This window comes from uncultured Actinobacillus sp. (assembly GCF_945915845.1).
Classification (GTDB): domain Bacteria; phylum Pseudomonadota; class Gammaproteobacteria; order Enterobacterales; family Pasteurellaceae; genus Exercitatus.
Genome location: NZ_CAMEFX010000007.1, coordinates 1 through 26737, shown reverse-complemented (window position 1 = coordinate 26737; position 26737 = coordinate 1). Strand labels below are relative to the sequence as shown.

Annotated in this window: 22 protein-coding genes; 7 read left to right on the top strand and 15 right to left on the bottom strand. The window is 39.2% G+C overall.

What is annotated here, in order from left to right; all coding sequences use genetic code 11:
- Positions 1-51 precede the first annotated feature (51 nt).
- From lpxA to Q0O89_RS03325, 6 genes are all read right to left on the bottom strand, one after another.
- Positions 52-840 carry an acyl-ACP--UDP-N-acetylglucosamine O-acyltransferase gene (gene lpxA / locus Q0O89_RS03350; protein ID WP_273318688.1) on the bottom strand — a complete coding sequence of 263 codons (789 nt, stop codon included), beginning with the start codon at positions 838-840 and terminating at the stop codon, positions 52-54.
- Between the two features lie 29 nt (positions 841-869).
- On the bottom strand, positions 870-1322 hold the full coding sequence (gene fabZ, locus Q0O89_RS03345) for a 3-hydroxyacyl-ACP dehydratase FabZ (protein ID WP_273397994.1): 453 nt from the start codon (positions 1320-1322) through the stop codon (positions 870-872).
- Positions 1323-1526: 204 nt separating this feature from the next.
- Positions 1527-2654, bottom strand: a complete 1128-nt coding sequence (locus Q0O89_RS03340) for a porin (RefSeq protein WP_293730319.1) — start codon at positions 2652-2654, stop codon at positions 1527-1529.
- Positions 2655-3141: 487 nt separating this feature from the next.
- On the bottom strand, positions 3142-4287 hold the full coding sequence (locus Q0O89_RS03335) for an N-acetylneuraminate epimerase (RefSeq protein WP_273318691.1): 1146 nt from the start codon (positions 4285-4287) through the stop codon (positions 3142-3144).
- Positions 4288-4391: 104 nt separating this feature from the next.
- Positions 4392-6239 carry a TRAP transporter large permease subunit gene (locus tag Q0O89_RS03330; protein ID WP_273394003.1) on the bottom strand — a complete coding sequence of 616 codons (1848 nt, stop codon included), beginning with the start codon at positions 6237-6239 and terminating at the stop codon, positions 4392-4394.
- Between the two features lie 113 nt (positions 6240-6352).
- Positions 6353-7336, bottom strand: a complete 984-nt coding sequence (locus Q0O89_RS03325; RefSeq protein ID WP_273318695.1) for a sialic acid TRAP transporter substrate-binding protein SiaP — start codon at positions 7334-7336, stop codon at positions 6353-6355.
- Positions 7337-7700: 364 nt separating this feature from the next.
- Here Q0O89_RS03325 and Q0O89_RS03320 point away from each other — a divergent pair, with 364 nt between their 5' ends.
- The 7 genes from Q0O89_RS03320 to nagA all read left to right on the top strand — a co-directional run bounded on the left by Q0O89_RS03320 (position 7701) and on the right by nagA (position 13834).
- Positions 7701-8390, top strand: a complete 690-nt coding sequence (locus Q0O89_RS03320) for an N-acetylmannosamine-6-phosphate 2-epimerase (protein WP_273383062.1) — start codon at positions 7701-7703, stop codon at positions 8388-8390.
- 12 nt (positions 8391-8402) lie between these two features.
- Positions 8403-9296 (top strand): N-acetylmannosamine kinase, encoded by an 894-nt coding sequence (locus Q0O89_RS03315; protein ID WP_273397988.1) that lies wholly within the window; start codon positions 8403-8405, stop codon positions 9294-9296.
- Between the two features lie 9 nt (positions 9297-9305).
- Positions 9306-9779: an N-acetylneuraminate anomerase gene (gene nanQ, locus Q0O89_RS03310; protein ID WP_293730318.1), complete on the top strand. Its 474-nt coding sequence runs from the start codon at positions 9306-9308 to the stop codon at positions 9777-9779.
- A gap of 36 nt (positions 9780-9815) precedes the next feature.
- Entirely contained in the window at positions 9816-10682 is an 867-nt protein-coding gene (locus Q0O89_RS03305; RefSeq protein ID WP_273314746.1) for a MurR/RpiR family transcriptional regulator, read from the top strand.
- A 9-nt stretch (positions 10683-10691) separates the two neighbouring features.
- Positions 10692-11570 carry an N-acetylneuraminate lyase gene (gene nanA / locus Q0O89_RS03300; RefSeq protein WP_273314747.1) on the top strand — a complete coding sequence of 293 codons (879 nt, stop codon included), beginning with the start codon at positions 10692-10694 and terminating at the stop codon, positions 11568-11570.
- Positions 11571-11863: 293 nt separating this feature from the next.
- Positions 11864-12670 carry a glucosamine-6-phosphate deaminase gene (gene nagB, locus Q0O89_RS03295; RefSeq protein ID WP_273383070.1) on the top strand — a complete coding sequence of 269 codons (807 nt, stop codon included), beginning with the start codon at positions 11864-11866 and terminating at the stop codon, positions 12668-12670.
- A gap of 18 nt (positions 12671-12688) precedes the next feature.
- Positions 12689-13834, top strand: a complete 1146-nt coding sequence (gene nagA, locus Q0O89_RS03290; RefSeq protein WP_293730317.1) for an N-acetylglucosamine-6-phosphate deacetylase — start codon at positions 12689-12691, stop codon at positions 13832-13834.
- A 175-nt stretch (positions 13835-14009) separates the two neighbouring features.
- Here the strand turns inward: nagA and Q0O89_RS03285 are convergent, their stop codons facing one another.
- From Q0O89_RS03285 to Q0O89_RS03245, 9 genes are all read right to left on the bottom strand, one after another.
- The gene (locus Q0O89_RS03285) at positions 14010-15443 is read right to left on the bottom strand and encodes an HlyD family type I secretion periplasmic adaptor subunit (protein ID WP_293730316.1); all 1434 of its coding nucleotides are present in this window, start codon (positions 15441-15443) and stop codon (positions 14010-14012) included.
- Entirely contained in the window at positions 15443-17563 is a 2121-nt protein-coding gene (locus Q0O89_RS03280; RefSeq protein ID WP_293730315.1) for a type I secretion system permease/ATPase, read from the bottom strand. The genes Q0O89_RS03285 and Q0O89_RS03280 overlap by 1 nt, the downstream gene beginning before the upstream one ends.
- Before the next feature lie 78 nt (positions 17564-17641).
- On the bottom strand, positions 17642-23659 hold the full coding sequence (locus tag Q0O89_RS03275; RefSeq protein ID WP_293730314.1) for a S8 family serine peptidase: 6018 nt from the start codon (positions 23657-23659) through the stop codon (positions 17642-17644).
- Between the two features lie 83 nt (positions 23660-23742).
- A complete protein-coding gene (locus tag Q0O89_RS03270) occupies positions 23743-24555 on the bottom strand; it encodes an IS3 family transposase (protein WP_293730346.1) in 813 nt (270 codons plus the stop codon).
- Positions 24556-24566: 11 nt separating this feature from the next.
- Complete coding sequence (locus Q0O89_RS03265) at positions 24567-24890, bottom strand: transposase (protein ID WP_293730313.1); 324 nt, start codon at positions 24888-24890, stop codon at positions 24567-24569.
- A gap of 63 nt (positions 24891-24953) precedes the next feature.
- Positions 24954-25211, bottom strand: coding sequence for a hypothetical protein (locus Q0O89_RS03260; protein WP_293730312.1), 258 nt, complete (start codon positions 25209-25211; stop codon positions 24954-24956).
- 24 nt (positions 25212-25235) lie between these two features.
- Positions 25236-25760, bottom strand: coding sequence for a hypothetical protein (locus tag Q0O89_RS03255; RefSeq protein ID WP_293730311.1), 525 nt, complete (start codon positions 25758-25760; stop codon positions 25236-25238).
- Positions 25757-25942, bottom strand: a complete 186-nt coding sequence (locus Q0O89_RS03250; protein WP_293730310.1) for a hypothetical protein — start codon at positions 25940-25942, stop codon at positions 25757-25759. The genes Q0O89_RS03255 and Q0O89_RS03250 overlap by 4 nt, the downstream gene beginning before the upstream one ends.
- A gap of 17 nt (positions 25943-25959) precedes the next feature.
- Positions 25960-26547 carry a hypothetical protein gene (locus tag Q0O89_RS03245; RefSeq protein WP_293730309.1) on the bottom strand — a complete coding sequence of 196 codons (588 nt, stop codon included), beginning with the start codon at positions 26545-26547 and terminating at the stop codon, positions 25960-25962.
- Between the last annotated feature and the right edge of the window lie 190 nt (positions 26548-26737).

The window sequence follows — 26737 nt, the reverse complement described above, 5'->3', positions numbered from 1 at the left end:
AAATTCCTAAAAAAATAGGCGGACACCTTGGTCCGCCCACTACGGATTAAATTAACGAATAATTCCGCGCGTTGAACGTTTAAAGAATTCTAAGAAGAAGCTAATCGCTGCTTCGGTTTTGGCGTAATGCTCAATTTCCGGCATCACTTCTTCCAAGGTACGCTCGCTACGATAAATTAATTTATACACATTGCGGATTGCGTGTAAGGTCGGTTTATCAAAACCGCGGCGTTTTAAGCCTTCGATATTCACACCAAAGGGACGCGCGTGATTACCTTGCGCCATAACATAAGGCGGCACATCTTGGCTTACCATTGAACCGCCGCCCAACATAACGTGCGCGCCAACAATTACAAATTGATGAATGGCTGACATGCCGCCTACAATCACAAAATCATCTAATTCTACGTGTCCTGCCAAGGTAGCATTATTGGCAAGAATACAACGATTTTTAATTTTACAATCGTGGGCAATATGGGCGTTAACCATAAATAAGTTATCGTCACCCACACGGGTTACGCCCCCACCTTGAACCGTTCCACGGTGAATAGTCACATTTTCGCGAATTCGGTTGCGATCGCCTACAATGGTTTTTGTCGGCTCACCTTGATATTTTAAATCTTGGTTAACTTCGCCAATGCTTGCGCCTTGGAAAATTTGGTTATCTTCACCAATTTTTGTTACGCCACGAACTACAACGTGCGAATGTAAAACGGTGCCTTTGCCAATTTCCACATCTTTTTCAACGATACAAAATGGGCCGATAACCACGTTTTCGCCAATTTTTGCGCCTTCTTCAACAATAGAAGAAGGATGAATTTTTGCTGTAGGGTGAATCATATTTTGCCCCTTTTCCTTGTACTAAACTGTTATCTACGTGCGCACATTAATTTTGCTTCACAAGCCACTTCACCGTTCACGCGAGCGACACCGGTGAAAGATGTAATGCCACGGCGTTCTTTGACCACTTCAACGTGCAATTCCATTTGATCACCGGGTAATACCGGACGTTTAAAACGTGCATCATCAATCCCTGCAAAATAAAATAACTCACCGCCTTGAAGTTCATGGGTTTTGAACGCCAAAATCCCCATTGATTGGGCTAATGCTTCCAAAATTAAGACACCTGGTAAAATAGGTTCACCCGGGAAATGCCCTGTAAAACAAGGTTCATTTACACTGATATTTTTAATGGCAGTCAACCATTCGCCTTCTTGGAAATCCACAACACGATCCACCAATAAGAATGGATAACGATGTGGTAATAAGGCCATGATTTCTTTTGCTTCAATAATTCGAGGTGTTCTGGTTTCAGTTGTCACAGTCTTGTCCTTTGAGAAATGTTTTCGCTAATTGGGTGAAATTATACGTTATTTTATAAGGAATGAGTAGTGGGGAAAAGTTAGGGGGTGTTTATCTTTTGAAAAAAGTGATATTGATTAAGAACGTAAAAAAATCCCCCATCACAGCAAAATGGGGGAAGGATCAAATGAAAAAAACATTAGTATGAAGTTTGTTATATCATGTTAGAACATGATTCGAGTACCAACGAGTACACGATGGTTGTCTTTGAGTGTTACGCCTGATTGTTTCACTTTGCCTTTACCGCCTTCAGCATAAACAGCAACGTGTTTGTTGAAGCGATGGTCAGCACCAATCATCCAACCGCGCATTTTGACATCATCATCCCCTGCCACTGCGGTATCCGCATTGGCGAAATAATATTGACCGTAAATGGCGTTTTGTGGTGTAACATCCACTTTTAAGCCCACTAAGTAACGGTTGTTTTTGTTAAAGGAGGCCTTATATGCGGCAATTTTTTGGAAGCCGATATTTTCAGAACCCACGCCTTTTTTATCCACTTTACCGTACGCCCAGTCAAAGCCAAGGGTGACGATTTTATATTTCACGTCAAAACCGATACCGGCTCGTTTCAATTTGTATTCATCCGCTTTAAGACCGGTATTTGATTGAAGCACTTCGGTGAAACCTGAACCGAAACGAACGGCTAAATCATCCCATTTGCCATCATAGAATAAACCGATACCATAACCTTGTCCTTGATCCCAGTTTGAGCTTCCACTTGAAGCAGGACCTTTTCTTTCATGTTCTACATTTGCGGCATCTTTCCATTTATAAGTGATATCACCTTTATCTGATCCGCCAAAATAGTAATCCGCTGCGAAGCGAACGCCTGCAAATTTAGCAGACATAAAGGTTGCCGCTTTTCTGTGACCGTCAAAGAAGACGTTGCCACCCCATTCATAAGTGTAGTTCGCTTTTGGAATATGGTCACCTAAATGTAATTGACGACCGAAAGTTAATGTACCAATATCTTTATGAATCAAACCCGCATAAAGGCGATGAGTACGTAAGTTAGAACCAATGCTGCCTGCATTTCCTTTATCGTCAGAGAAGCGTAATTCAACGCCACCATAAGCGGAGAATCCTGCACCAATTTCTTGATAAGCACGAACGCGGAGACGAGAGCCAACATCGCGTAAATCTGTGCGGTTATCTTTATCATTTCTTAATTCAAAGTGAGCTCGACCATCGATATCAATTTTTGTGCCGTCTTTTTGATAAATGACGGTAGCTTGAGCCGAACTGGCTGCGAATGCAGCAACTGCTAATGCGAGAAGTGTCTTTTTCATAATATGTTCCTCAATTTTAGGTTTTATCATCCTGCCAGTAAGAAGAAAGTTTCTTCTTGGGGCTTACTATACAAAGAGTTATTTTTGGCGTAAATATTCAAAACACTCCAACTCAAATTTAAACACAAATAAAATCAATAAGTTACAAATGAAGCGAGCTATTTTTTAGGTGATACAGATCACAAAATAAACAAATTCCATGGAGCGAGTTGATTTGCTATATTTCATAACCCATTGTTAAATAATGAATTATTTGGAGTGCTTACGCTTTATTACAATGAAACAAATGGAGAAGAAGTTTCTTTTACTTTTTTTGCAGGATTGTGATAGGGATCACAGAAACAATGGAACTTTTTAAAATTAAGGAAAAAATAACCTAGTACAAGTCGTGCTAGGTTCATTCAGTCCGGCCTTGCTGGGGCTGAAAAAAGAGCCGCAACGCGGCTCAGATTAGGGAACCCTATACGGTTCATATAAGATTTGGTTATTATTCTACAACCAATTTTTTACCGTCATAAGACATGGATTGTACTTTGCTGAGTGCTTTGCCGCCGTCTGTTTCACCGCCAATCAAAAGCACTTTATTGTCATAGGATACCGCAAGACCTGCTGCGATATTTTCCGGTAATTTACCTACGATTTTCCAAGTACCATTTTTCTCATTTAACGCATACACATCGTTATGATATGTTTTTTTCAAGCCACCTGTACGATGGGCATCGGTAATGCCTTTTTCATAATTGGCTCTTGCGCCTGGGAAGTTTGCACCGCCTGTGACGATATAATGACCGTTAGAGTAACCGCCCATTGCCGCGGCAATACCATCTTGTTGTGCCATGCCTGCCGGGGCTGGAAGATCACCGAGTTTTTTCCACGTAATACCATCTTTGCCAATGGTGCCTAACTCTGTACTCGCTGTACGTAAACCGGCTTTGATTTCACCGTTAACCACGAGCAACTTGCCGTTTTTAAGTCCTAAAGCCGCGCCTGCTCTTGGTGGGAATGGGAATACACCTTCGTTGCGCCAAGTGTTAGTGGCCGGCTCATAGCTGGCGATTTCAGGTGAGAAGAAGAAGTCTTGAGCACGTAAGTTAAAATATGGGTCGAAGACCGCTTTTTCTTTCTCTTTATCACCGCCCGCTGCGGCAACATCTTGGAATAAGCCGTTCCAAATTTCTTGGTTAACGCCACCTACAAAGTAAATTTTCTTACCGTCAGAAATCGCGCTGGTGCCTGCTGTCGCGCCTTTTGGTGAACGTGTTTGTAATTTCGTCCACATATTATCGGCAGGGTTGTAAACATAAGCATCATTAATACTTTCGTTTTTATGATTTGCCGTATCTTGGAAACCACCAAACACATAAAGTTTACCATCCACACCTGCTGCAGTCGCTTGATTACGCATACCGCCAGGGAAAGCCGCGATTTCTTTCCATTGACCCTCTTTTTCTTTTAAGTTCAAGGCATAGAATTTATCGCCGCCGGAACCTAGCCCAATATAGACGGTGTCGCCAATCAATGCGCCCGCACCACCTTTAATTCCAACAGGAAGATCTGGGTATTGCGCTGCTTGTGCAGCAAATGCAGTTAAACCTAATACAGATACAGCTAAAAGAGATTTAGTAAATTTCATAGGAATACTCCTTTTGGTTTTATGAAAGTTTGCTTTTTTAGGCGAACCTGTGTCCGTCCGTGTATTGATTGGGTTGTAAAATTACCCAAATTTTTCACCGCACTTTAAGGCATAAGCAAGTTCGGTATGAAAGTAATAATTTGTGGGAATATCGTAATTAACACCAATGTGACAAAAATTGGCACTAAGAACGGCAATACCCCTTTGGTCACCGTAGACACTGACATATTGCCAACCCGTGCGACCACAAACAACGCCATGCCCATTGGCGGCGTAAGAATACCAATCATCATATTAAGTGTTGTCATCACACCAAAGAACACAAGATCGATACCAAATTGTTGCGCAATTGGAATAAGCATTGGTAATACAAGGAATTGTAAAGCTAAAGCATCGATGAACATGCCTAAGAACAACAATAATAGGTTGATCATCACTAACACCATAATTGGGCTATCCGCCAAGGCAACGAAGGCTTCACCAATTTTCATTGCCACTTGCTCACGGGCAATCATGTCGCCAAAGAATGTTACCGTCATGACCATCAACGCCGTAACCCCGGTAATAGAAATGGCTTCTACACAGCTTTTAAATAAGCTTTCTAAGGTCAATTCTTTGTACACAAATTTACCAATAATGATGGCGTATGCTGACGCAAATACCGCCGCTTCCGTTGGGGTAAATAAGCCGGAGAAAATCCCTGCAATAATTAAAACCGGGGTTAAAATTGCCCAAATACTTTCTTTAAATGATTTGCAAAGTTCTTCTCTTGTGGCTTTTGGTGTTCTTGGATAACCTCGTTTTTTCGAGACGAAATAGTTCATACTCATCAACGCAATGGTAACAAGCACACCCGGTACAAAGCCTGCTATAAAAAGCTTCGCGATGCTTTCATTGGCAATTACACCATAGATAATCATAGCAATACTTGGCGGTACAAGCGGCCCGATAATACAAGATGCTGCGGTAATTCCACCGCTGATCTCATCGTCATACCCGGCATCGCGCATAGATTTAATTTCAAGTTGTCCGAGACCGCCTGCGTCAGCCAACGCCGATCCTGACATCCCTGAGAAAATCAAACTTGCCCCAATATTCACATGCCCCATACCGCCGGTGTAATGTCCTAATAAGGCTTTCGCAAAGGTGAAGATTTTTGTGGTTATCCCACCTGTATTCATCAAAATCCCCGTTAGGATAAAAAATGGCACACTCAATAATGGGAAGCTGTTCAAGCTGTCCACCAATTTAATGGACGCGGAATTGATGATATTCCAACGTGTCATAGCAAAATAAAGCACGGTGGCAATGAATAAAGACCAGCCCACAGGCGTGCCAAGGAACATAATCACCAACCAAATTCCCAAGGTCACATACACGGCAGAGCTACCGAATTTGACGTAATTCGAAATGCGTAATGCTTTAAACCAATCCGGTTGGAAAAACAAAATCGCAAAAATTATCACCGCGCTTACAACAAAGAATAGCGCAGGCAAATAGGTTAATTTTTTGTGGAAATTTTCCTGTTGCGCCTGTAAAAAACGGAAAAACATCAGCAATGAAATAAATGGCAAACCGCCATAAAGCCATTTTTCCGAAATGCCCAAAGACACAATTTCAAAGGTCGCGCCAATCCATGTTTTAAAGCCAAGGTGTACAAATAACACAATAGAAATAAAAATCAGAATTTGCACAAACGAATTGGTAACACGGCGAATATAATCAGGCATTAAGTTCGTGAGAAAATCGATATACACATGTTGTTGGCTGCGAATTGCCATACTGATACCGAATAGCCCTGCATAAATAAATAAGAGCCGCGCTAATTCTTCGCTCCAGATAATAGGTGAATCAAAGATTTGACGGGCGATGATTTGTGCCACAAGAATGGCAAAAATAATGAGTAATAAGGTTCCACCGAGCCATTCTTCTAATTTATTGATGAATTTCATAAAGCCTCCAAAATCAGGCTTGTTAATCGAGACAACAAAGGTCATCGACATGTGCTAAGGGCGTATTGCTACGCCCTCATTGAACAGAAATACCGTTACTGAAGTGCGGTCAATTATTGAGAGAATTTTGAAAATTCTTCCATGGCTTTTTTACCTGCATCCCCGGTGCGTTTCACATAATCGTCATAATAAGGTTGTAAAGCAGCCTTAAACGGTTTGAGATCAGGTTGGGTAACTGTCACATTTTTCTCTTTGAAAAATGCAATTAACTTGGTTTCATCATCCATAAATAATTTGGTGTGATATTCCGCTGCTTTCGCCGCTGAATCTTTCACGACTTTTTGTAAGTCTTCCGGCAAATCATTTAAGGTTTCGTTGCTGATCAAATAAAGTTGGTCATTCAAAATATGGTTGGTTAATGCCAAATATTTTTGCACTTCATAGAATTTTTGCGCTTGAATCGTTGGCAATGGATTTTCTTGACCATCTACAGAATTGGTTTGTAATGCTAAATACACTTCAGAGAACGCCATCGGTGTTGGCGCTGCCCCCACGTATTTCGCAAAGGCAAGGTTAGTTGCCGCATTTGGCACACGAAGTTTTAACCCTTTCATATCCGCAATGCTGTTGATTGGACGGTTTGAAGTAGTTTGGCGTGTCCCGTTATAGGCGATACCAATAACTTGCATATTGAGTTCTTTATCGATTTTTGCCAATAAACCTTGACCGAATTTGGTGTCAAACAAGGCTTTTTTCGCTACATCGAAATTTGGAATCATATAAGGCAACGCAAAAATTTCTGCTTCAGGATAGAAAATTTGGAAACGAGCGGATTCACTAAAGGTGAAATCCAATGCGCCGTCTTTTAACTGTTTCAACATAACGCGGTCGTCACCTAATTGTGCTGCCGGATAAATCGAAATCTCAATTTTACCGGCTGATTTTTCTTTCACTTCTTTCGCAAAGAATTCCGCCGCTTTGTACTCATTCGAACTGGTGCCCGCCACCATACCAAATTTTAGGTCATAATCCGCTGCAAAAGCCGCGCCTGAAATAGCAAATGCCAATGCAGTAAGAGCAAATTGTTTCAATTTCATGGATATCTCCTTGTTTGTCATAACCAATAAGCGATAACAAATAAATGAACACTAAATACAACTTGTTTGTCCGTCTATTTACTGATTACATTTATAAAGCAATGAAATCATTTTTTCAATCAAAAATGGAGTTTAATTTCTAAATTTGTGACAAAGCTCACATTTCAATCATTTTATGAAATAAAACTCCAATTTATATTTTATTTTTAGGAACATTGCAGTTATAATTCAAAGCAATAAAAATTTGACCGCGCTTTCTACAAACAAGGACGTTAGGTTTATCTCATAGCTAACCTTGCTAACATAATTAAGGAATAAAGTAGCTAAAGAAAGCATCATCAACCACGTAGTTTATGGAGTAGATATGTCAAAATTAGATCATCAAAATGTACTAGAACAGATTCATTATGGATTAATCGCTTCTTGCCAACCTGTTGATGATGGACCTATGGATAGCCCATCTATTGTGGCGGCAATGGCACAAGCTTCTGTCATTGGCGGTGCCGCCGGATTGCGCATTGAAGGGGTTGATAATTTAAAGGCTACTCGACCAACGGTTTCAGTGCCTATTATTGGTATTGTTAAACGCGATTTGCCCGATAGTCCCGTTCGTATCACCCCATTCTTAGAAGATATTGACGCACTCGCCGCAGCAGGTGCCGATATCATTGCGGTGGACGGAACAAATCGCCCGCGCCCTGTTAGCATAAAAGAAGCAGTGGAACGAATTCATCAAAAGGGCTGTTTAGCGATGGCGGATTGCTCAAATCTGGAAGAAGGGCTATATTGTCAACAATTGGGCTTTGATATTGTGGGTAGCACAATGTCCGGCTATACCGGCGGCGAAGTACCGGAAGAACCGGATTATCAATTAGTCAAAGATCTCAAAGCGGCAGGCTGTTTCGTTATGGGCGAAGGGCGATATAACACACCGGAACTCGCGCGCTCTGCCATTGAAGCCGGCGCAGACTGCGTTACGGTAGGATCCGCATTAACGCGTTTAGAGCATATTGTCAGTTGGTTTGCTCAGGCAATTCAACAAGCCAAAAAATAAGGAAGGTGCATTATGCGTTGTTTAGCCATTGATATTGGCGGCACAAAAATTGCCGTTGCATTAGTCGAAAATCAGTTGATCTCTCAACGACAACAAATTGTCACGCCGCAAGATCAAGATGGAAGTGGAATGCGTCAGGTTCTAAAAGATATTGTGCAACAATATCAAGGGCAATTTGATTATATTGCCGTGGCATCAACAGGCATTATTAATCAAGGTATTTTAACCGCACTTAACCCTAAAAACTTAGGGGGATTAGCGCATTTTCCGTTACATGAAAGCTTGGCTTCAGTCAGTAAGAAACCCATTTTTTTGCTTAATGATGTGCAAGCGGCTGCCTTTGCAGAATATCAACATGAAGATCAAAGTGCGGTGAAAAATTTTGTCTTTATCACGGTCTCAACGGGGGTGGGCGGCGGCATCATTCAAAATGGACAATTGCTGACGGAACCGAATGGCGTTGCCGGTCATATTGGTCATACTTTGGCGGACCCCAATGAAGTGATGTGTGGTTGCGGTCGCCGTGGCTGTGTGGAAGCAGTGGCGTCCGGGCGCGCGATAGAAGCGGTTTCAAGCCAGTGGGAAAGCCCTTGCTCGCCTAAAGAAGTCTTTGAGCGTTTTCGTCAAAATGATGAAAAAGCCACCGCACTGGTGGAACGTTCCGCCAAAGCCATTGCCAATTTAATCGCCAATTTACGCATTAGCTTAGACACGCAAAAAATCGTCATTGGCGGTAGCGTTGGCTTAGCCGAAGGTTATTTGCCTTTAGTGGAAAAATACCTTAAAAAACAACCCTATTTTTATCGTTGCCCATTACGCCCAGCCCAATTCGGCGGTGACGCGGGTTTAATTGGTGCAGCCGCATGGGGCGAATATAATTTTCATCATAAAAATCGTAAATCATAAGGAAGTACTATGTATATCGGAACCTTAACCCGTCAAGATTATCAACGTCAGTTACCTAAAGTTTTAGTAGACGTTTGTAATTATTTAAAAAACATTAACTTACAAGCCTTAGAAAATGGACGACATGATATTACAGATGACATTTTTATGAATGTCATGACCCCAACCAGTGACGCGCCAGAAAATAAAAAAGCGGAACTTCATCATCGTTACATTGATGTGCAACTGATTATTGATGGGGTTGACGGCATGGAATATGGCGTTGAACAACCTGATTTAAGCCAATATGAAGAATATCATGAAGAAGATGATTACCAGCTCACAAGCGTTGCCATCGCCGATAAAAATTGGATTGAAGTACATCCACAACAATTTGTGGTTTTCTTCCCTTACGAACCGCATAAACCTTGCTGTAATGTCAATGGCAAAGTCGCACAATTGAAAAAACTCGTGGTAAAAGTACCCATTGAATTAATGGCATAAAACCCGCTTTCATTCGAGCAAAATATGGTAGGAAGTATGATGACCCAAAGCAATATTTTAGAAAGAATGACCGCACTTCAAGCAAGCTTGACCAAAAAGGAAAAGTACATTGCTGAGCAAATTCTACAAAATCCTGAGCTGCTCAATAGTTGCTCACTGGCTGACATTGCTAAAAATATCAATGTCGGTGAAGCCACCATTATTCGCTTTTGTCGCAGCTTAGGCTTTAAAGGATTTAGTGACTTCAAAATGGAATTTGCCATTGAACTTGCCACACAAAATCCAACGGTACAAACCCTATTAGATACGGATATTGCCAGTGATGATGAGCCGGATTTGGTGGCGAACAAAATCCAAGTGGCATTAAATAAAGTGGTCAGCGAAACCATCAGTCTTATTGATTTCAATGTGTTAGAACAGGTAGTCAATGAGTTGCGTTTAGCTAAACGCATTTTTTTATACGGTGTGGGAACCTCAGGTTTACTTGCACTTTGGGGAAAAAGCAAATTTATGCGCATTGGTCTGCAAGTGGATGCCTCTAGCAATAACCATTTGATGTATATGCAAGCGGCATTAATGCGTAAAGGCGATGTGGTCATTGGATTAAGCCATTCCGGTCAATCTGTTGAAACCGTGCAATCCCTTGATATTGCTCGTAAAGCCGGGGCAAAAACGATTGCCATTACCCATAATGTGCGATCGCCTATCACTAAAGTTGCCGATTATGTTTTGCACAATGGTAATCGCCAGTATTTACTGCAAGGCGATTCGATTGGTACGCAAATTGCGCAATCTTTTGTGCTTGATTTAATTTATACCTTGCTTGTGCAAGCGGAAGAAGAAAAAGCCATTACAGCAAAACAAAAAACCGTACATGTTATTTTAGAACAACGTCAAAAATAGGAGAACGTTATGAAAAATCTGAAAGGTATTTTTAGTGCTTTATTAGTTTCTTTTAACGAAGATGGGTCTGTTAACGAAAAAGGACTGCGTGAAATCATTCGCCACAACATTGACAAAATGAAGGTGGATGGTTTGTATGTGGGCGGTTCTACGGGAGAAAACTTTATGCTTTCCACCGCAGAGAAAAAAGAAATTTTCCGCATTGCCAAAGATGAAGCGAAGGATGATATTGCCTTAATTGCACAAGTGGGGAGCGTGAATTTACACGAAGCCGTTGAATTGGGTAAATATGCCACTGAATTAGGTTACGACAGCTTATCTGCCGTGACGCCGTTCTATTACAAATTCAGCTTCGCAGAAATCAAACATTACTACGACACCATTATTGCTGAAACGGGCAATAATATGATTGTGTACTCTATTCCGTTCTTAACCGGCGTGAATATGGGCATTGAGCAATTTGGTGAACTTTATAAAAATCCAAAAGTATTGGGCGTGAAATTTACAGCGGGCGATTTCTATTTATTAGAACGCTTGAAAAAAGCTTTCCCAAATCATCTCATTTGGGCGGGTTTTGATGAAATGATGTTGCCGGCGGTTTCTCTTGGTGCCGATGGCGCAATTGGTAGTACCTTCAATATTAACGGTATCCGCGCGCGTCAAATCTTTGAATTAGGTCAAGCCGGCAAGCTTGCGGAAGCACGCGAAATTCAACACGTGACCAATGACTTAATTGAAGGTATTTTGGCAAATGGCTTATATTTAACCATTAAAGAAATATTGAAATTACAAGGTGTTGATGCCGGTTATTGTCGTGAACCAATGACCAAAGCGGCAACCGAACAACAACTTGCTGTGGCGAAATCGTTGAAAGAAAAATATTTGTAACATCATCTAGGGTCTGGAACTGAAAAAGAGCCGCAAAGAGACTCGGATTACTGACAAAGCTCATCTTTGGGAAATCACCTAGCACGAGCCGTGCTAGGTTCCTTAAACCCAGCCCCGCTGGGGCTGAAAGGAAGAGCCGCAGAGCAGCTCAGATTAAGTAACCCTATACGGCTCGTATAGGGTTTGTCAGAAATCTAAGCCACAGCGCGACTCGAATTAAATAACCCTATACGACTTGTATAGGGTTTATCAACGACCATTGCTTTATACTTACCCCGAATGGAGATATTCCTATGCGTCTTATTCCCTTACAAACAGAACAACAAGTCAGCCAATGGGCGGCTCGTCATATTGTCGATAGAATCAATCACTTTAAACCTACCGAAGATCGCCCTTTTGTATTAGGTCTGCCAACGGGCGGTACACCGCTGAAAACCTATCAAGAATTGATTAAACTTTATCAAGCCGGCGAAGTGAGTTTTAAGTATGTTGTGACATTTAATATGGACGAATATGTCGGCTTACCGCAAGAACATCCTGAAAGCTACCATTCTTTTATGTACAACAATTTCTTCAATCATATTGATATTCAAGAAAAAAATATCCATATTCTTAATGGCAATACGGATAATCACGATGAAGAATGTCGCCGTTATGAAGAAAAAATCAAGTCCTTTGGCAAAATTCATTTGTTTATGGGCGGCGTTGGGCAAGATGGGCATATTGCCTTTAATGAACCGGCTTCTTCTTTAACTTCACGCACGCGCATTAAAACCCTAAACACAGACACATTGATTGCGAATTCGCGTTTTTTCAATAATGATATTAACAGCGTACCCAAATATGCCTTAACCATTGGCGTGGGAACATTAATGGACGCAGAAGAAGTGATGATTTTAGCCACCGGACATAACAAAGCTTTAGCGGTACAGGCAGGTGTGGAAGGTTCGGTCAATCATCTTTGGACAATAAGCGCGTTACAATTACATCGTCATTTTATCCTTGTTTGTGATGAACCTGCACAGCAAGAATTAAAAGTGAAAACCGTAAAATACTTCACGGAATTGGAACAACGCGCGATTCACAGCGTTTTAGACTAATAAGAGAAATGAAATTATATGGCTTATGCTTTAATTAACAGCACGATTTACACGGGGCAGGAAACCTTGCGCGGTTATGCGGTGGTGGTAAAAGATGACAAAATCCACGCCATTATTCCGCAGCAGGAATTAGATAAAAATATAGAAGTTATTGATTTGCAAGGAAATAATCTCACCGCAGGTTTTATTGACTTGCAACTTAATGGTTGTGGCGGTGTGATGTTTAATGATCAAACCAGCGTGCAAACTCTTGAAATTATGCAGGAAACCAACCTGAAATTCGGCACCACGAGTTTTTTACCCACATTTATTACATCCCCCGATGAAGATATGAAAACCGCGGTCAAAATCATGACCGAATATTTGGCAAAATATCAAAACCAAGCGTTAGGTTTACATTTGGAAGGGCCTTATTTAAGTGTTGAGAAAAAAGGCGTACATCGCCCTGAATATATTCGTGAAATCAGCCCTGAAATGAAGCAATTCTTACTGGATAATGCGGCAGTGATTACAAAAATCACCCTAGCGGCTGAAAATCCTACTGCGCAATATATTCCCGAATTTGTGGAAAAAGGCATCATTGTTTCCATTGGACATTCTAACGCCAATTACGCTACGGCAAAAAGAGCCTTTAGACAGGGCGCCGGTTTTGCCACTCATTTGCATAACGCCATGTCACCAATCAGTTCGGGGCGCGAATTGGGCGTTGTCGGTGCTGTTCTGGATTCGGATGTTTACACCGGCATTATTGTGGATGGTGTGCATGTGGATTTTGCCAATGTGCGTTTAGCCCAAAAATTAAAAGGCGACAAACTTTGCATTGTGACCGATGCACTGGCGGCGGCAGGTTCGGATATTAAAACCTTTACTTTTGTAGGCAAACCGATTTTTGTGGAAAACGGACGTTGTTTTGATGCCAATGGCGCATTAGGCGGTGCTTCTATTACGATGATTGAATCTCTCAGAAATATGGTGGAACAGGTTGGTGTCTCGCTTAGCGAAGCACTCAAAATGTGCAATCTCTACCCGGCACGCGCCATCCGTCAAGACCATAAATTAGGTTCCATTGAAACAGGCAAAATTGCCAATCTCACTGCATTTACTGCCGATTTCCAAGTGATCGGTACCGCGGTAAATGGTATCTGGAAAAGTGCTCATCATTAACAGGGATTAGACTAAAAAAACGACCGCGCTTGGTAGCAAGTGCGGTTAGAGTATTGACTATTCTATAGGGGTGTAATAGACAAAATATAGCCCAGAATTTGGGATAGGGTCTGATTGGGTGATCACTAAATTTAGTAAGAATTTAATGACCTTAATCATAAAGAACCTTTTGTAACTACCGTTCTTTAAAACTATCATCAACCACTTTTCTTAGTGGACTTAATAAGTAGTCAATTACCCGTCTTTCCCCAGTCTTAATTTCTGCGGATACAGCCATCCCAGCAATAAACTCTACATTTCTTCCCTCAATACTTAAATGGCTTTTATCCATCACAATAGTTACTGGAAATACTAGCCCTAATTTCTCATCCTGTATAGCCTCTAAACTAAAATACTTAACTTTACCTTTTATGTATCCATAACGAGTATACGGAAAAGCTTCTATCTTAATAGTGGCCTCTTGCCCTTCATGCACAAAGCCGATGTCTTTATTTGATAGCATAGCTTCTATTTCAAACTGTTCATCTTGCGGAACAATAGTCATCAGTGGCTGAGCAGTTGTTACAACACCTCCTATCGTATAGGTCTGTAATTGTTGTACTGTACCATCAACAGGGGCATAAATTTCACTGTATTCTTGTCGCTGTTGATTTTTCTCAACCTCTAATGTAAGTTGCTCAACTTGCTCATTGGCTTTACGCAGCTCATCTAACACATTACGGTGAAAAGATTGCTCAAACACTTGATATTCTTTACGAATTTGCTCTAATTGTGATTCTAATTCATAAATTTTGCTTTGCTGAATATTCTTTTCATTCTCTAATTCAATTACCCGATTCTCTTGAGAAAAATAGTCATGTTTCGAAGAATGTCCTTTTTTGTATAAGCCATATATATCATTACGTCGCTCTTTTTCATATTGTAGTATTCCTGTAATTTTTTGAATTTGAATATGAATTGTCTTTTTTTCAGTTTCCTTCTGACGAATTGTTGCTTCTAATTTTTGCTTTTCTGCAATCCATGTATGATATTGACTTAATGCTAACTGCTGTTCTCGTTTAAATAAATCATCTTCAATACTAAAAGTGACTTGTGCATTGCTATTTTTTAGATGTGGCACAGTGTTTTCTTGAATTGCCAAAAGCATAGCTTCTTGCCGTAATTGATTTAGACTAGCTAATTTAAGAGCTGACTTAGCCTTAAATAACTCAGATTCAACACCTAATATTGTTAACTCAAGAAGCAAATCACCTTTCTTTACTCTTTGCCCATTTCTTACATAAGATTGCTTAACTGTAGCAGTCTCTATCGGTTGGATAATTTTACTTCGACCGCTTGGTAAAATTTTCCCTGTTGCGACAGCAACAATTTCTATTTTTCCTAAATAAGACCAAACAAGGGCGATTAATAAAAGTAAGATAATGAGTCGCCCAATCCACCTTGGCAGAGACGATACAGGTGTTTCAATCAATTCTAAATGCGCAGGTAAAAAAGCACTTTCATCTTCTTGTCGATAAGGGACATCTAACGATTTTCTAACTTTCCATGTATCTCTAAAGACCTGAATATAGCGTTTAATTAAGCTACACAATCCACTTATATAATACATTATGCGCTCCCTGGTGTTGATTGAAGTTGATATAAGTAGTGGTAAAGCCCTTTTGCTGCAAGTAGCGATTGATGATTACCTTGCTCAATAATTGCGCCTTTATCCATTACAATAATTCGATTGGCTTGATTAACCGTAGAGAGACGATGTGCAATGATAATTACTGTCCTATTGCGACAAATACATTGCATATTCTTCATAAGAATGTGCTCTGACTCATAATCAAGTGCACTGGTCGCCTCATCAAAAATCAAGATTCTAGGGTCATTAACTAACGCACGAGCAATAGCAATGCGTTGCTTCTGTCCCCCCGATAAATTAGTGCCATGCTCACCAACTAACGTATCATAGCCTTCAGGTAACTGAGATATAAATTCATGTGCGCCAGCCAGCTTTGCAACATGCATAACATGTTCTATTGATATTGAGGGGGAACTTAATGCAATGTTATCTCGAATAGAGCGATTCAGTAAAATATTATCTTGCAAAACAACACCAATTTGACGACGTAGCCAAGATGGCTCTACTAATGCAATATCGTTACCATCAATAAAAATATTTCCTTGAGAAGGGGTATACATACGCTGAATCAATTTAGTCAAGGTACTTTTACCCGATCCAGAACGACCAACAATCCCAATGATCTCTCCTGCACCAATGGATAAAGAAACATCATTTATAACATTTTTTCCTTCTGGGCGATAACGAAAAGTAACGTCTTTAAATGTAATATCACCTTTAATTTCAGGTGGAACCAATTTGTTTTGAGAATTTTCTGTCGGTGTATTCAAGATATCACCTAAACGACTTACTGAAATACCAACTTGCTGAAAGTCTTGCCAAAACTGAGCTAGCCTAATTACGGGAGATGCAACTTGGCTTGCCAACATATTAAAAGCAATAAGCTGCCCAACAGTAAGTTCTCCAGTAATTACTAGATGTGCTCCCAACCATAAATTAATGACCATTACCAATTTTTGGATGAGTTGTATACCATGTTGACCAATCGTTGCAATTTTTGTAACTTTAAAACTCGATTGTACATAACCAGATAATTGTTTATCCCAGTGCTCTGTCATTTGTGGAACAACCGCCATAGATTTAATGGTTCCCATAGCAGCTACTGACTCCACTAAAAAGGCTTGATTATCTGCGTTACGAGCGAATTTTTCATTCAGACGTCTACGTAGTATTGGGCTAATAAATGCAGACCAGATCGCATAGCAAGGAAGCGAAATAAGCACAACTAATGTTAGCCAAACACTGTAATACCACATTACTGCAAGGAAAATGAAAGAAAAAAGCAAATCCAACACTGAAGTTAAAGCTTGCCCTGTTAAAAAAGTACGTATTTGCTCTAGTTCTCTTACTCTTGCGACAGTATCCCCAACGCGTCGAGCTTCAAAATAGGCAATTGGGAGAGCAAGTAAATGTCGGAATAATCTTGCACCGAGCTCAACATCTATTCGACTGGTAGTATGAGAAAATACATAAGTACGAATAGCTGAAAGTAAAACTTCAAAAAAAATCACAACACACAAAGCCACTGCAACAACATTTAACGTGCTAAACCCTTGATGAACTAAAACCTTGTCCATCACAACTTGGAAAAATAGTGGTGTTACCAATGCAAAGACTTGCAAGATAATTGATATAAAGAGTACCTCTAAGAAAATTCTTCGATACTTGACAATAGCAGGTATGAACCAAGTAAAATCAAATTTAGCAAGCTGCCCAGCGATATTTGCTCGAGAGGTAAATTGGATAATCTCACCAGAGTAACGCTTGGTAAATTCGTTATCCGACAAAACGATGGGCTGATTTGTTTCCAAATCATGGATCAAGTAACGTTGATTTTCAGTATCCACTTTAGCTAGGATGAAATGTTTACCATCATCACACCAGACCAAGATCGGCAAATGCAATAAAGCTAAACGCGATTTTTCTTTCTTACTGGCTTTAACTTTAAACCCTATATCTTTTGCAGCTAATAACAATTGTGTCTTGGTCATCACTTCCTGTATAGCAAATTTATGTTTTATTTGTTCAATATTAAAAGGAATACTATGTAGCTGAGAAAATATTGCTAAACTTGAAAGTGCTAAGTCCTGTGTATCCATACTATATCCTACTATTTAAACAAAAAGCTTCACAATATTTTTCGAGAACACCGTGAAGCTTTAAATAATTAATAAAATTTATGTCCAATTAGCAGCTAGAATTGGCTCTAATTTTGTATTGACTGCCTGTGGTAATGAAATCTGTCCTGCTGATGGTGGGGAAAAAACTGCCATTGCACTGACCAGTTTATCTACACTAGCATGGTTTAAAGACTTATTATTTGCAGCTGCAAAATTTTCTACTTTATAATTCTTACCATACCAATCAGAAATGACTACTTTATCCTGAGTACCAATAACACTGACTTCTAAATCCACGTTTAATTTACGGAACCAAAGTTGATTATGATTTATATTAGTAAAACGTAACGTGTCATTGCCTTGTTCATCGTAAATGGTATCAATACCGTCCCCTCTCTTAAAATGATAAGTGTCATTTCCTGCTCCTCCCATTAAGAAGTCATTTCCGCCCATACCATTTAGGGAATCATTACCTCCATAGCCAATCAATCGGTTATTTCCCGAATTGCCTGTAAGAGAATTATTGACATCATTTCCTGTTGCAGAAACATGTGCATTACCAATTAACTCTACATGCTCTACATTTTCTGGTAAGGTATAAGATACCGATGAAATAACAGTGTCAGTCCCCTGATCAACTTTCTCAACCACTTTATCAAGATGAGAATCAACGACATAGGTATCATTACCCAACCCCCCAATCATTGTATCAAACCCAGCCTTGCCATCCAGTCTATTATTACCTGAATTACCTACTAGACGATTATTTTCGTTATTTCCAATAGCATCAATTGCAGCATTACCCATTAATTGAATCTCTTCAACATAGTTAGACAATGTATAACTGGCAGAAGATTTGACGATATCGTATCCTCCATCTTTAATTTCTAACACTTTATCACCTACATTATCAACAATATAGGTATCATCGCCAAACTCACCGGACATACTATCAGCACCTGATCGTCCATCTATCAGATTACCTATCGCATTTCCTTTTAGAGTATCGTTACCATTAGTTCCAACAATGGTATGAACTAATTGAGGTAATTCTGCTTGTTCTTTGGAAAAGATAAACATCTCAGCTTTCAACTGATCAGGTCTAATGCCTTTTACTGTCACATATTGTGTACCTGCTTTAGGCTCACCTAGCCAGATTCTTGTATATTGTTCATTATTAACGCTAAATCCATAAAAGTTGATAGTAGTCACACCTTTAAACTGAGAAATATCAATTTTCTCATTTTTGTCATTGATATCAAAATCCCAAATGAGATTCTTCAACAGTCCTTTAGATGCGTTTGGAGACGTGTCTTTAACTACAACAAATCTATCACTTCCCTTACCACCTTCTGCTCTTGCCCAACTGAACTCAACATTATTGTATTGATTTAGTGTCCTATATTGTTGGTTACGATAAGTTGATGATAGTGCCGCATCATCACCTTCTAAGTACAAAACATCATTACCTGCACCACCACCAAGATAGTCAGAGCCAGCTCCACCATAGAGCGTATCGTTACCTCCGCCACCTAAAATACGATCATCACCATCATTACCGTATAGTGTATCATTGCCACCTGTGGCAGAATCCGCAGAATGCTCACCGACGATGACATCATTACCTCTTCCCCCTCGAAGGATATCATCACCATTACCCCCGAACAGGCGATCTTCACCTTCTGTTCCCCAGAAAGCCACACCAAAATCAGGTAGAGCAACTTCAGCATTATCATTCGAGAATCCATAGCCACCAGCTTGATTTAGCCAATAAGGCTTAAACACCTCTGTAGTTACCACAATATTGTTATTAGTTAATCTATTAGCTTGTACATTATTCAGTCGAACTGTTTGGCCATTGCCTAAAGAAATAAGGGTGTCATTCCCCTGCTGCTGTTTAGATAAATTAAAGGATTCAAATCCAGTAAAGACTAAACGATCAGTACCCACGCTAAAATCAGTAATCACATCCTGACTATTTAATTTCTTCTCAATAATGAAAGTGTCATTTCCCTGCTCTCCTGTCAATGTATTATTGCCTAGACCTCCCACTAGAACATCATTACCCTGTAAACCAACTAGGGTATCATGGCCTCGCCCACCAATAAGTATATTAGCAGCATTATTTCCAGTGAGTTTATCGTTGTAATCTCCTCCTGTCACATTTTCTATCTGTTGAGGATTTGTAATTGTCAACGCTTTTCCTGCTAAATCAGCTTTGCCTGTTGAGAGATTTACTTCAATAACACCATCCATAGCAGCCGCATTAATAGTGTCTATTCCACCATTCGTATCATTCAATGTATCGACCGTTTGGTTGTTATGGAACTCATCCGTATATACATAAGTATCACCAGCTCCATAAGCCCGTCCATAGAAACTCAATGACCAATCATGTAACGTTCCCGTGCTTCCTGTAGCAACATCAAAAACTTGTAATTTCCATTGCCCATTAGGATTCTCTCCTTTTAATAAGGCGGTATTGAATATGTAATTTAATGTGGATGACTCCCCAAATTTAATATCTCCTATCGCATTGTCATCTTTAGGATCTTTTCCAGGTCTATTCATTAAGATAGATTCTGTGCCTGACGGAGAAATTAATTTAATAATTAAATCACTGGCTCTGGTATGTGTCAGATTGACTTTAACTGCTACATTTTCGAGTAACATGGAAAAATTCGAAACGTCTACCGAAAATTGTCTGCCGTTATTATCTGTTATAGCCTGATTAACTTTCCCTGATTTATAGACATCCTCTAATCTTACTTCATTTTCATAAGTATGTTGAGTATTCCAATCTTGAGCTAATCTTACCGCTGCTTGAGCATCTATGACACCATAACCGTAATCGTGACTGATATGCATACCCGTTCCATTCCAGTTCTTAGCGCCATTACGTTGCCACTGACTATCTGTTACTCCTTTTGTTGTTGCGGTGAGTGCAAGAATTTCTTGAATATCACGATATCCGAGGTAAGGATTTGCTTCGAGCATTAGTGCAATTACACCTGAAACAATAGGTGCAGAGAAACTTGTTCCATTGTTACGAGCGTACTCCTGACCTAATGTTGAACCATTTTCGTTCACAATTTCACGAGAACTTGAATAGGCATCAGAGCCATGGGCTGTCACCAAAACACTTGCCCCCTGATTTGAATAGGAAGCAATTTTTGTCTCAAATTGCCGATTGAGTTCAGCTGAAGCCACCGCAATACCGTATCTAACATTCGTCAATTCAGAATAATTAGTATTGCCGCCTTTTTGTCTATCATTGCCTGCGGAGTTGACAATAACAGTCCCCAAACCATTGCGTCCATCTGTCAACGCGGGTTTATAGATATCAAAAATTGTTTTGCTTTTATCGGAAAAATTAATTTGTTGTTTAAAGTTTTGAGTATGACCCCAACTATGGTTCGCAATATCATAGTTTTTCATCTGATCCAAACTAGAAACATTTGCTCCAACCCAATAGCTTGCTACCGTGGCATCATAAGCAACACCAACGCCACCTTCCCCATTACGTTCGGCAACCATAATACCCGCAACTTCTGTAGCATGCTTACTGAAGACTTTATTCTCTTCTTGACGTTTATATTCGTAGTCATGTAACCACTTTTTATCGATCTTATTACGTAATTCGGGGTGTCGATAATCTGCAACTTCTTCTGCAACAGAAAATGGACCACTTGGCTCAAACTGCCCAATACGAATATTTTTACCAGTATAATGATTCCATACAGATGAAATATTATCTGCTTCCAAATAATATTGTCGAATGACATCAGGATCGGAAGGTAATGATGGTGGTACAAGATATACTTTACCTTTTAACTCGCCGCCACCAGCAGTTTGGATCGCTTTAACTCCTTTTGAATCCTCTATAGCGTATTCAAAACTTGCAATGCCTTTAAATCCTTTTGTTGGTGTAAACTCAATATCACCATTAGGTAATACTTTAAGAGAGCCACCCCTGATATTTGATGCTTGATAAATGATGATTTTATCGCCCTGTAAATCAATATCATTTTTAAGCAATTGAGATTGCTTAATGATATACGGACGTGAACCATCAAAACGTTGTCCTTTGCTATCTTGATAGAGAATATCTTCTACAGGTGTTGGATTGTCCCATTCTGAATTTACAGTAGGGGCAGCATAGTTTGTAATATCTTTAAAATTCAGCAGTTCAATATTACGTAAGAAATCAGTACCATCCCGCCCTTGTCTGGTATCACTAATTAATAAACCATCTCCCATTTTGGTAATTTTATAGTCAGCAAAATCACCTGAAAACTCAGCGGTGTCTTTACCCTCTCCGCCATCAAGATAATCATCGCCACCTTCACCAACTAAGGTATCATCCCCTTCGCCACCGTATAGCATATCATCGTCAGAACCACCAAAAATGACATCATTACCATCATCACCAAATAAGCGGTCATTTCCTCGGTGTCCTCGGATTAAATCTTTACCGCCATTGCCTGAAATAAAATCATCACCGTTTTCACCCGACAATGCATCATTGGCAATACTGCCCACAATCACATCATTACCATCACCACCACGCACAAATACTGAGCTATTACCTGAAGACACAAACGCATCATTGCCACCTCCACCGTGAGCAATTTCAATTTCAGCTACACCAAGGTCTAAGTTTACGCCCTTATTACCAACAACTTGAACAATATCATCACCTTTACCGCCGTGAATATTTTCTGGTAAATCATCACCATCAATCAGCAATACATCATTACCATCTCCACCAAAGAAGGTGTCTGCACCACCTCCACCAGCAAGCCAGTTATCTTTCTCATCGCCTCGTAGGGTGTCATTACCATCTCCCGCTTGAATATTTATTACACCTAGCTTTTTCACCTCTAAGGTGCGAGCCTGATTACCTTCGGCTGTAAAACTGCTCGTTCTGTCTAACACACCGGCTGCTTCGGTAACTGTTTTTTTACCGCCACTTACATTCGTGATGGTATGCCCCCTTGGGTTAGCTAAAAAGTTCACCGCTGCGGCTTCGTGCTTTTTGCCATTTCGAGTGAAATATCCTTTTGCTAATAACTCATTGCCAAAGAAGAGTTGCCCACCTGCGTTTTGGTAAGCCAGGTCAATTGCGCTGATTTTCAAGCTAGATAAGGTTTTTAACTCTCCAGCGTCTGTAATGCCATTATGGTTAGCGTCTTGCCACACACGCAGCGTATTAAAATCCTTATCTTTGCTATCAAAAATATTATCTTTATTACTGTCTAAACTTTTTAATGCTTCAAACCCATTAGCAAAACGCTTTTCCCCTGTTTCGCCATTACGTCCTGCTTTGCCAGCATAGTATTCAGAGAACACTTCAGACATATTGTCAATTTTGCCATTATTATTTAAATCCTTAACAAGCAAACCATCTTGCTGGCTCAACCAACCAGTTTCTTCTAGCGAGCCACCATCATTATCAATATCAAACAATACGGGTTTTTCGTTGTAGCTTACAGCCCGCACGCCATCCCCATTGAGATCGAGAATAAGAGGATCGATGGCAATTTTAAAAGGCTTACCCTGTGTACGGTTTAATTTAACGTTGTTCGCCTGATTGCTTCCAGGGAGATTGGAAATCACATAATTTGCAATATCAATGGATTTTAAAATCACAGGATTATGGTTCGCTATTCTAGTATCATCAGTAATAATTGATGAAGCAGCTAAATCTGAAGTTTTTGTACTATTATTTAACGCATCTTTATTAAAGCCTAATGATAATTTCTTCGTAATAGAAAAATGGTCAAAGTTTTGGTTTTTCTCTTTGTTTATTTCGGGTAAAGAGGGAAGAGAAAATTTATTTTTTGCTTTATTTTCATTAAGTGCCTTTGTTTTTTTATTTACTTGATTTAATATTTCAGTTTGTTTTAAGTAAATACCATATGAAGTTAACGGTACTATAAATCTATTTTCTTTAAAATTATTGACAACATCTACATTGGCAGATGGGACTAATTTTCCTTCATAGGCATAAGGGTTTAGACCTGCTTTATGTAATCCAACGAATACATAATCAACACAATTATTACTAAGCAAATCATAATTATAATCAAATAAACGGTTATGAAATGGATTATTTCCATGTTCAATAAGTATTTTATATTGTTTGTAGTGATCAACTAATTCAACAGTCCCCGATAAGTTTTTTCAGCTAACATCGGGGGCAAGCCTTGATTATAGCTATGTGGGCGAGTGTGGTTGTAATACACCACATAATCTCTCACATCTTTGACCGCACTTTCAAAATCAGCATAGCCACCATAGGCCATCCATTCATACTTAAAACTTCTAAACCAACGCTCCATTGGCGCATTGTCCCAGCAGTTGCCCCGTCGGCTCATGCTTTGCGTTAGTTTGTGTTTTTGCACGCATTGGGTAAATTGCTTGCTCCCATAAATACTGCCTTGGTCTGAGTGGAACAACATCGTTTTTGTGCGTTTGGTCTGCAACATAGCATGATTTAACGCATCGACAACCAATTGCGCATCGTGGTATCGACTCAGTTTCCAACCGACAACTTGACGGTTTAACAGGTTAATCACCACTGCCAAATAGCACCAAACACCATTGACTTTAATGTACGTCGTGTCGCCACAAAGCACCGTCTTTTGTGGCGTTGGGGTAAATTCGCGGTTCAAGTGATTAGCAAAAACTTGCCCGGTTTCTTTATTTCGGTTATACCATTTTTGTGGCTGTTTGCTAAATAATCCCTGTTGAATCATTAAATTACGAATCAGCGGCAGACCGGCTCGAATCCCTTTTTGTCTCAAACCTGATTGAACCGTTCGCTTGCCTGCAGATTGACGGCTTGCCTCAAAAATGAGCTTGATTTCAATCGCAAGTGCGGTGTGTTTTTTCACGGTTTTTGGCCGCTTCAAACGCGCGTAATAGGCACTTTCTGATACACCAAATAACGTGCATAAACGCTTAATGCTGCGCGATTTTAACGTCGTGACCGCTTGGTATCGCTGTTCTCGAGAGACATTAAAATCGCTGTAGCCTTTTTTAGAATTTCTTTATCCTCTTCCAGCTCTTTGATACGGTTTTCTAACTCTCGAATGCGTTGTTGCTCAGGGCTAATTGGCTTTGAGCCCGGCAATACATAACCCTGACATTCAGCCTGAACTTGACTTACCCAGCGACGCAACGCGGTTTCACCAATGTCGAGTTCTTTGCAAGCTTGTGCAATAGAATATTTACGATCGGTAATCAATTTTACTGCTTCAGCTTTAAATTCTGCACTAAAGGTTCTTCTAGGTCTTCGCATTTTTATATCCTCATTTTGGGTTTAATTTTACCACCTATTGAGGACTGCGGGATTAGTGTACCACTACAGTTTCTCTGTAATATTGAATTTTATAGTATGGATCTTTCCATCTTTGGTTTCTGAATAATCCGTATCATCAGTTTCTAGAATGTTGTTTTCTCCTCCTAATGTTTTATCACTTCCTGGTCCCCAACCAAAGCTTTTTCTATTGCCAAGCTGATCTACTAACACATAGTACATATGCCCAAAAGTAGACATTTCTCTTCCTTGATATAAAGTTCCTTTCTCAGCGACTTTAACTTCTAGAGTGTAATTTTTCATTGTAATCCCCTATAAAAACTTAAATCAAAATACGTAATGTGTTATAAATATAGTGAAATGTAAATGCTTATATTTGTCTTCATATTTATTTTTACTTATTCCTCTGATGTTAAATTTATAACATCCAGCCTTGGGGAGAGTATATTCGTTTAATGTTACAGAGTAATACGTATTCCTAGATTTATCACGAATTTTTGATGGGGTATCATAAAATAATAAATTATTATCACTATTATATATTGATACATGTATATCAAATTCATTTAATAAATTTTTTTTAGTTTCAAATGGCTTTATTGACTCATCTTTTAGATTGACATCAATTGTATAATTACCAAATAAACTTTTGTATGGAATACAGACGTTCTTTTCAAGAATAAATCCATTATGATTTAAAACTTTTATTCTTTTAGTTGGGAATATTATTTGTTCAAAGTAGGCAATTGACATTTTACCTAAAACATAAAGAATTATATAAGAAGAAGGATATGTGACCACAAATGTAGCAACAGTAAAAGCCAGAAATATAGATATTATCTTTTTTTTCATAGTATATTACTCTTTTCTTTATTTGGTTTATGAGCAAGTATTTCATAGGTATCAATAAACTTTTCAGCCTGTGTAGCAGGCATTTCTTCTTTTAATACATCCTGAAGTTCATCAGGGTTTTTAATATTTTTAAAATCAGCATATGAAGCGGCTGCTAATAAAGCCATATTATCATTAGACATTTACATTTCTCCTAAATTTAGTTTAAATATGTCTTTAATAACTTATTAGACTCTGAAATGCTATTTTCATTACAAGGGAAACGACCAGAGAAAAAATGATTTTTAAGATATCCTTCAATATCATTATATTGAACAATAATTTTCTGCAGTTTTTGATCGTATAAAATAAATGTATTATGACCAAACATCTTTGTTGTATTAATGTATGTATACTTATTCAAGTAGGGATATTTGCTATTTACTGCGATTAGAAAATGTTTATTTCCATTAAAGTCCATTTCTGGTTGGTACAAACCTTGATTTTTTATAAAAAAAGGATCTTTTTCTGCCTTTCCTTCAGTAATTGGATAATATATCCACTCAGTATCTTTTAATGATTCATTGACACCCGATAACTTTCGCCATTCTTCGGGTGTTAAAAAAACTTCTACTTCTTTGCCTTTCCACATATCACAACGGTAAGGAGTAATGATTTCTGCTAAAATCATGTCATAGAAAAAAGATACCCATAAAATATAGGGTATAAAAGGGATAAGTAGAGCAATGCAACAACAAGGATGCTTGCTAAAATGCTGTTTTAACTTATTACAAATGCTATGACTCATCGCAAAATCTCACTATCATTTTTATTCTAAACTCTAAATATAGGGTAATAAAAAGTGTCATTATTGTATTTATAACACACGAACTGCGCTTAATAAATAGCCAATCATTAAATTTGGGATCTACTTCATATTTTTATGAATAGAAATTTCAGAGAAGAGAATATTAAAAGAATTGAGACAGAAATTATTG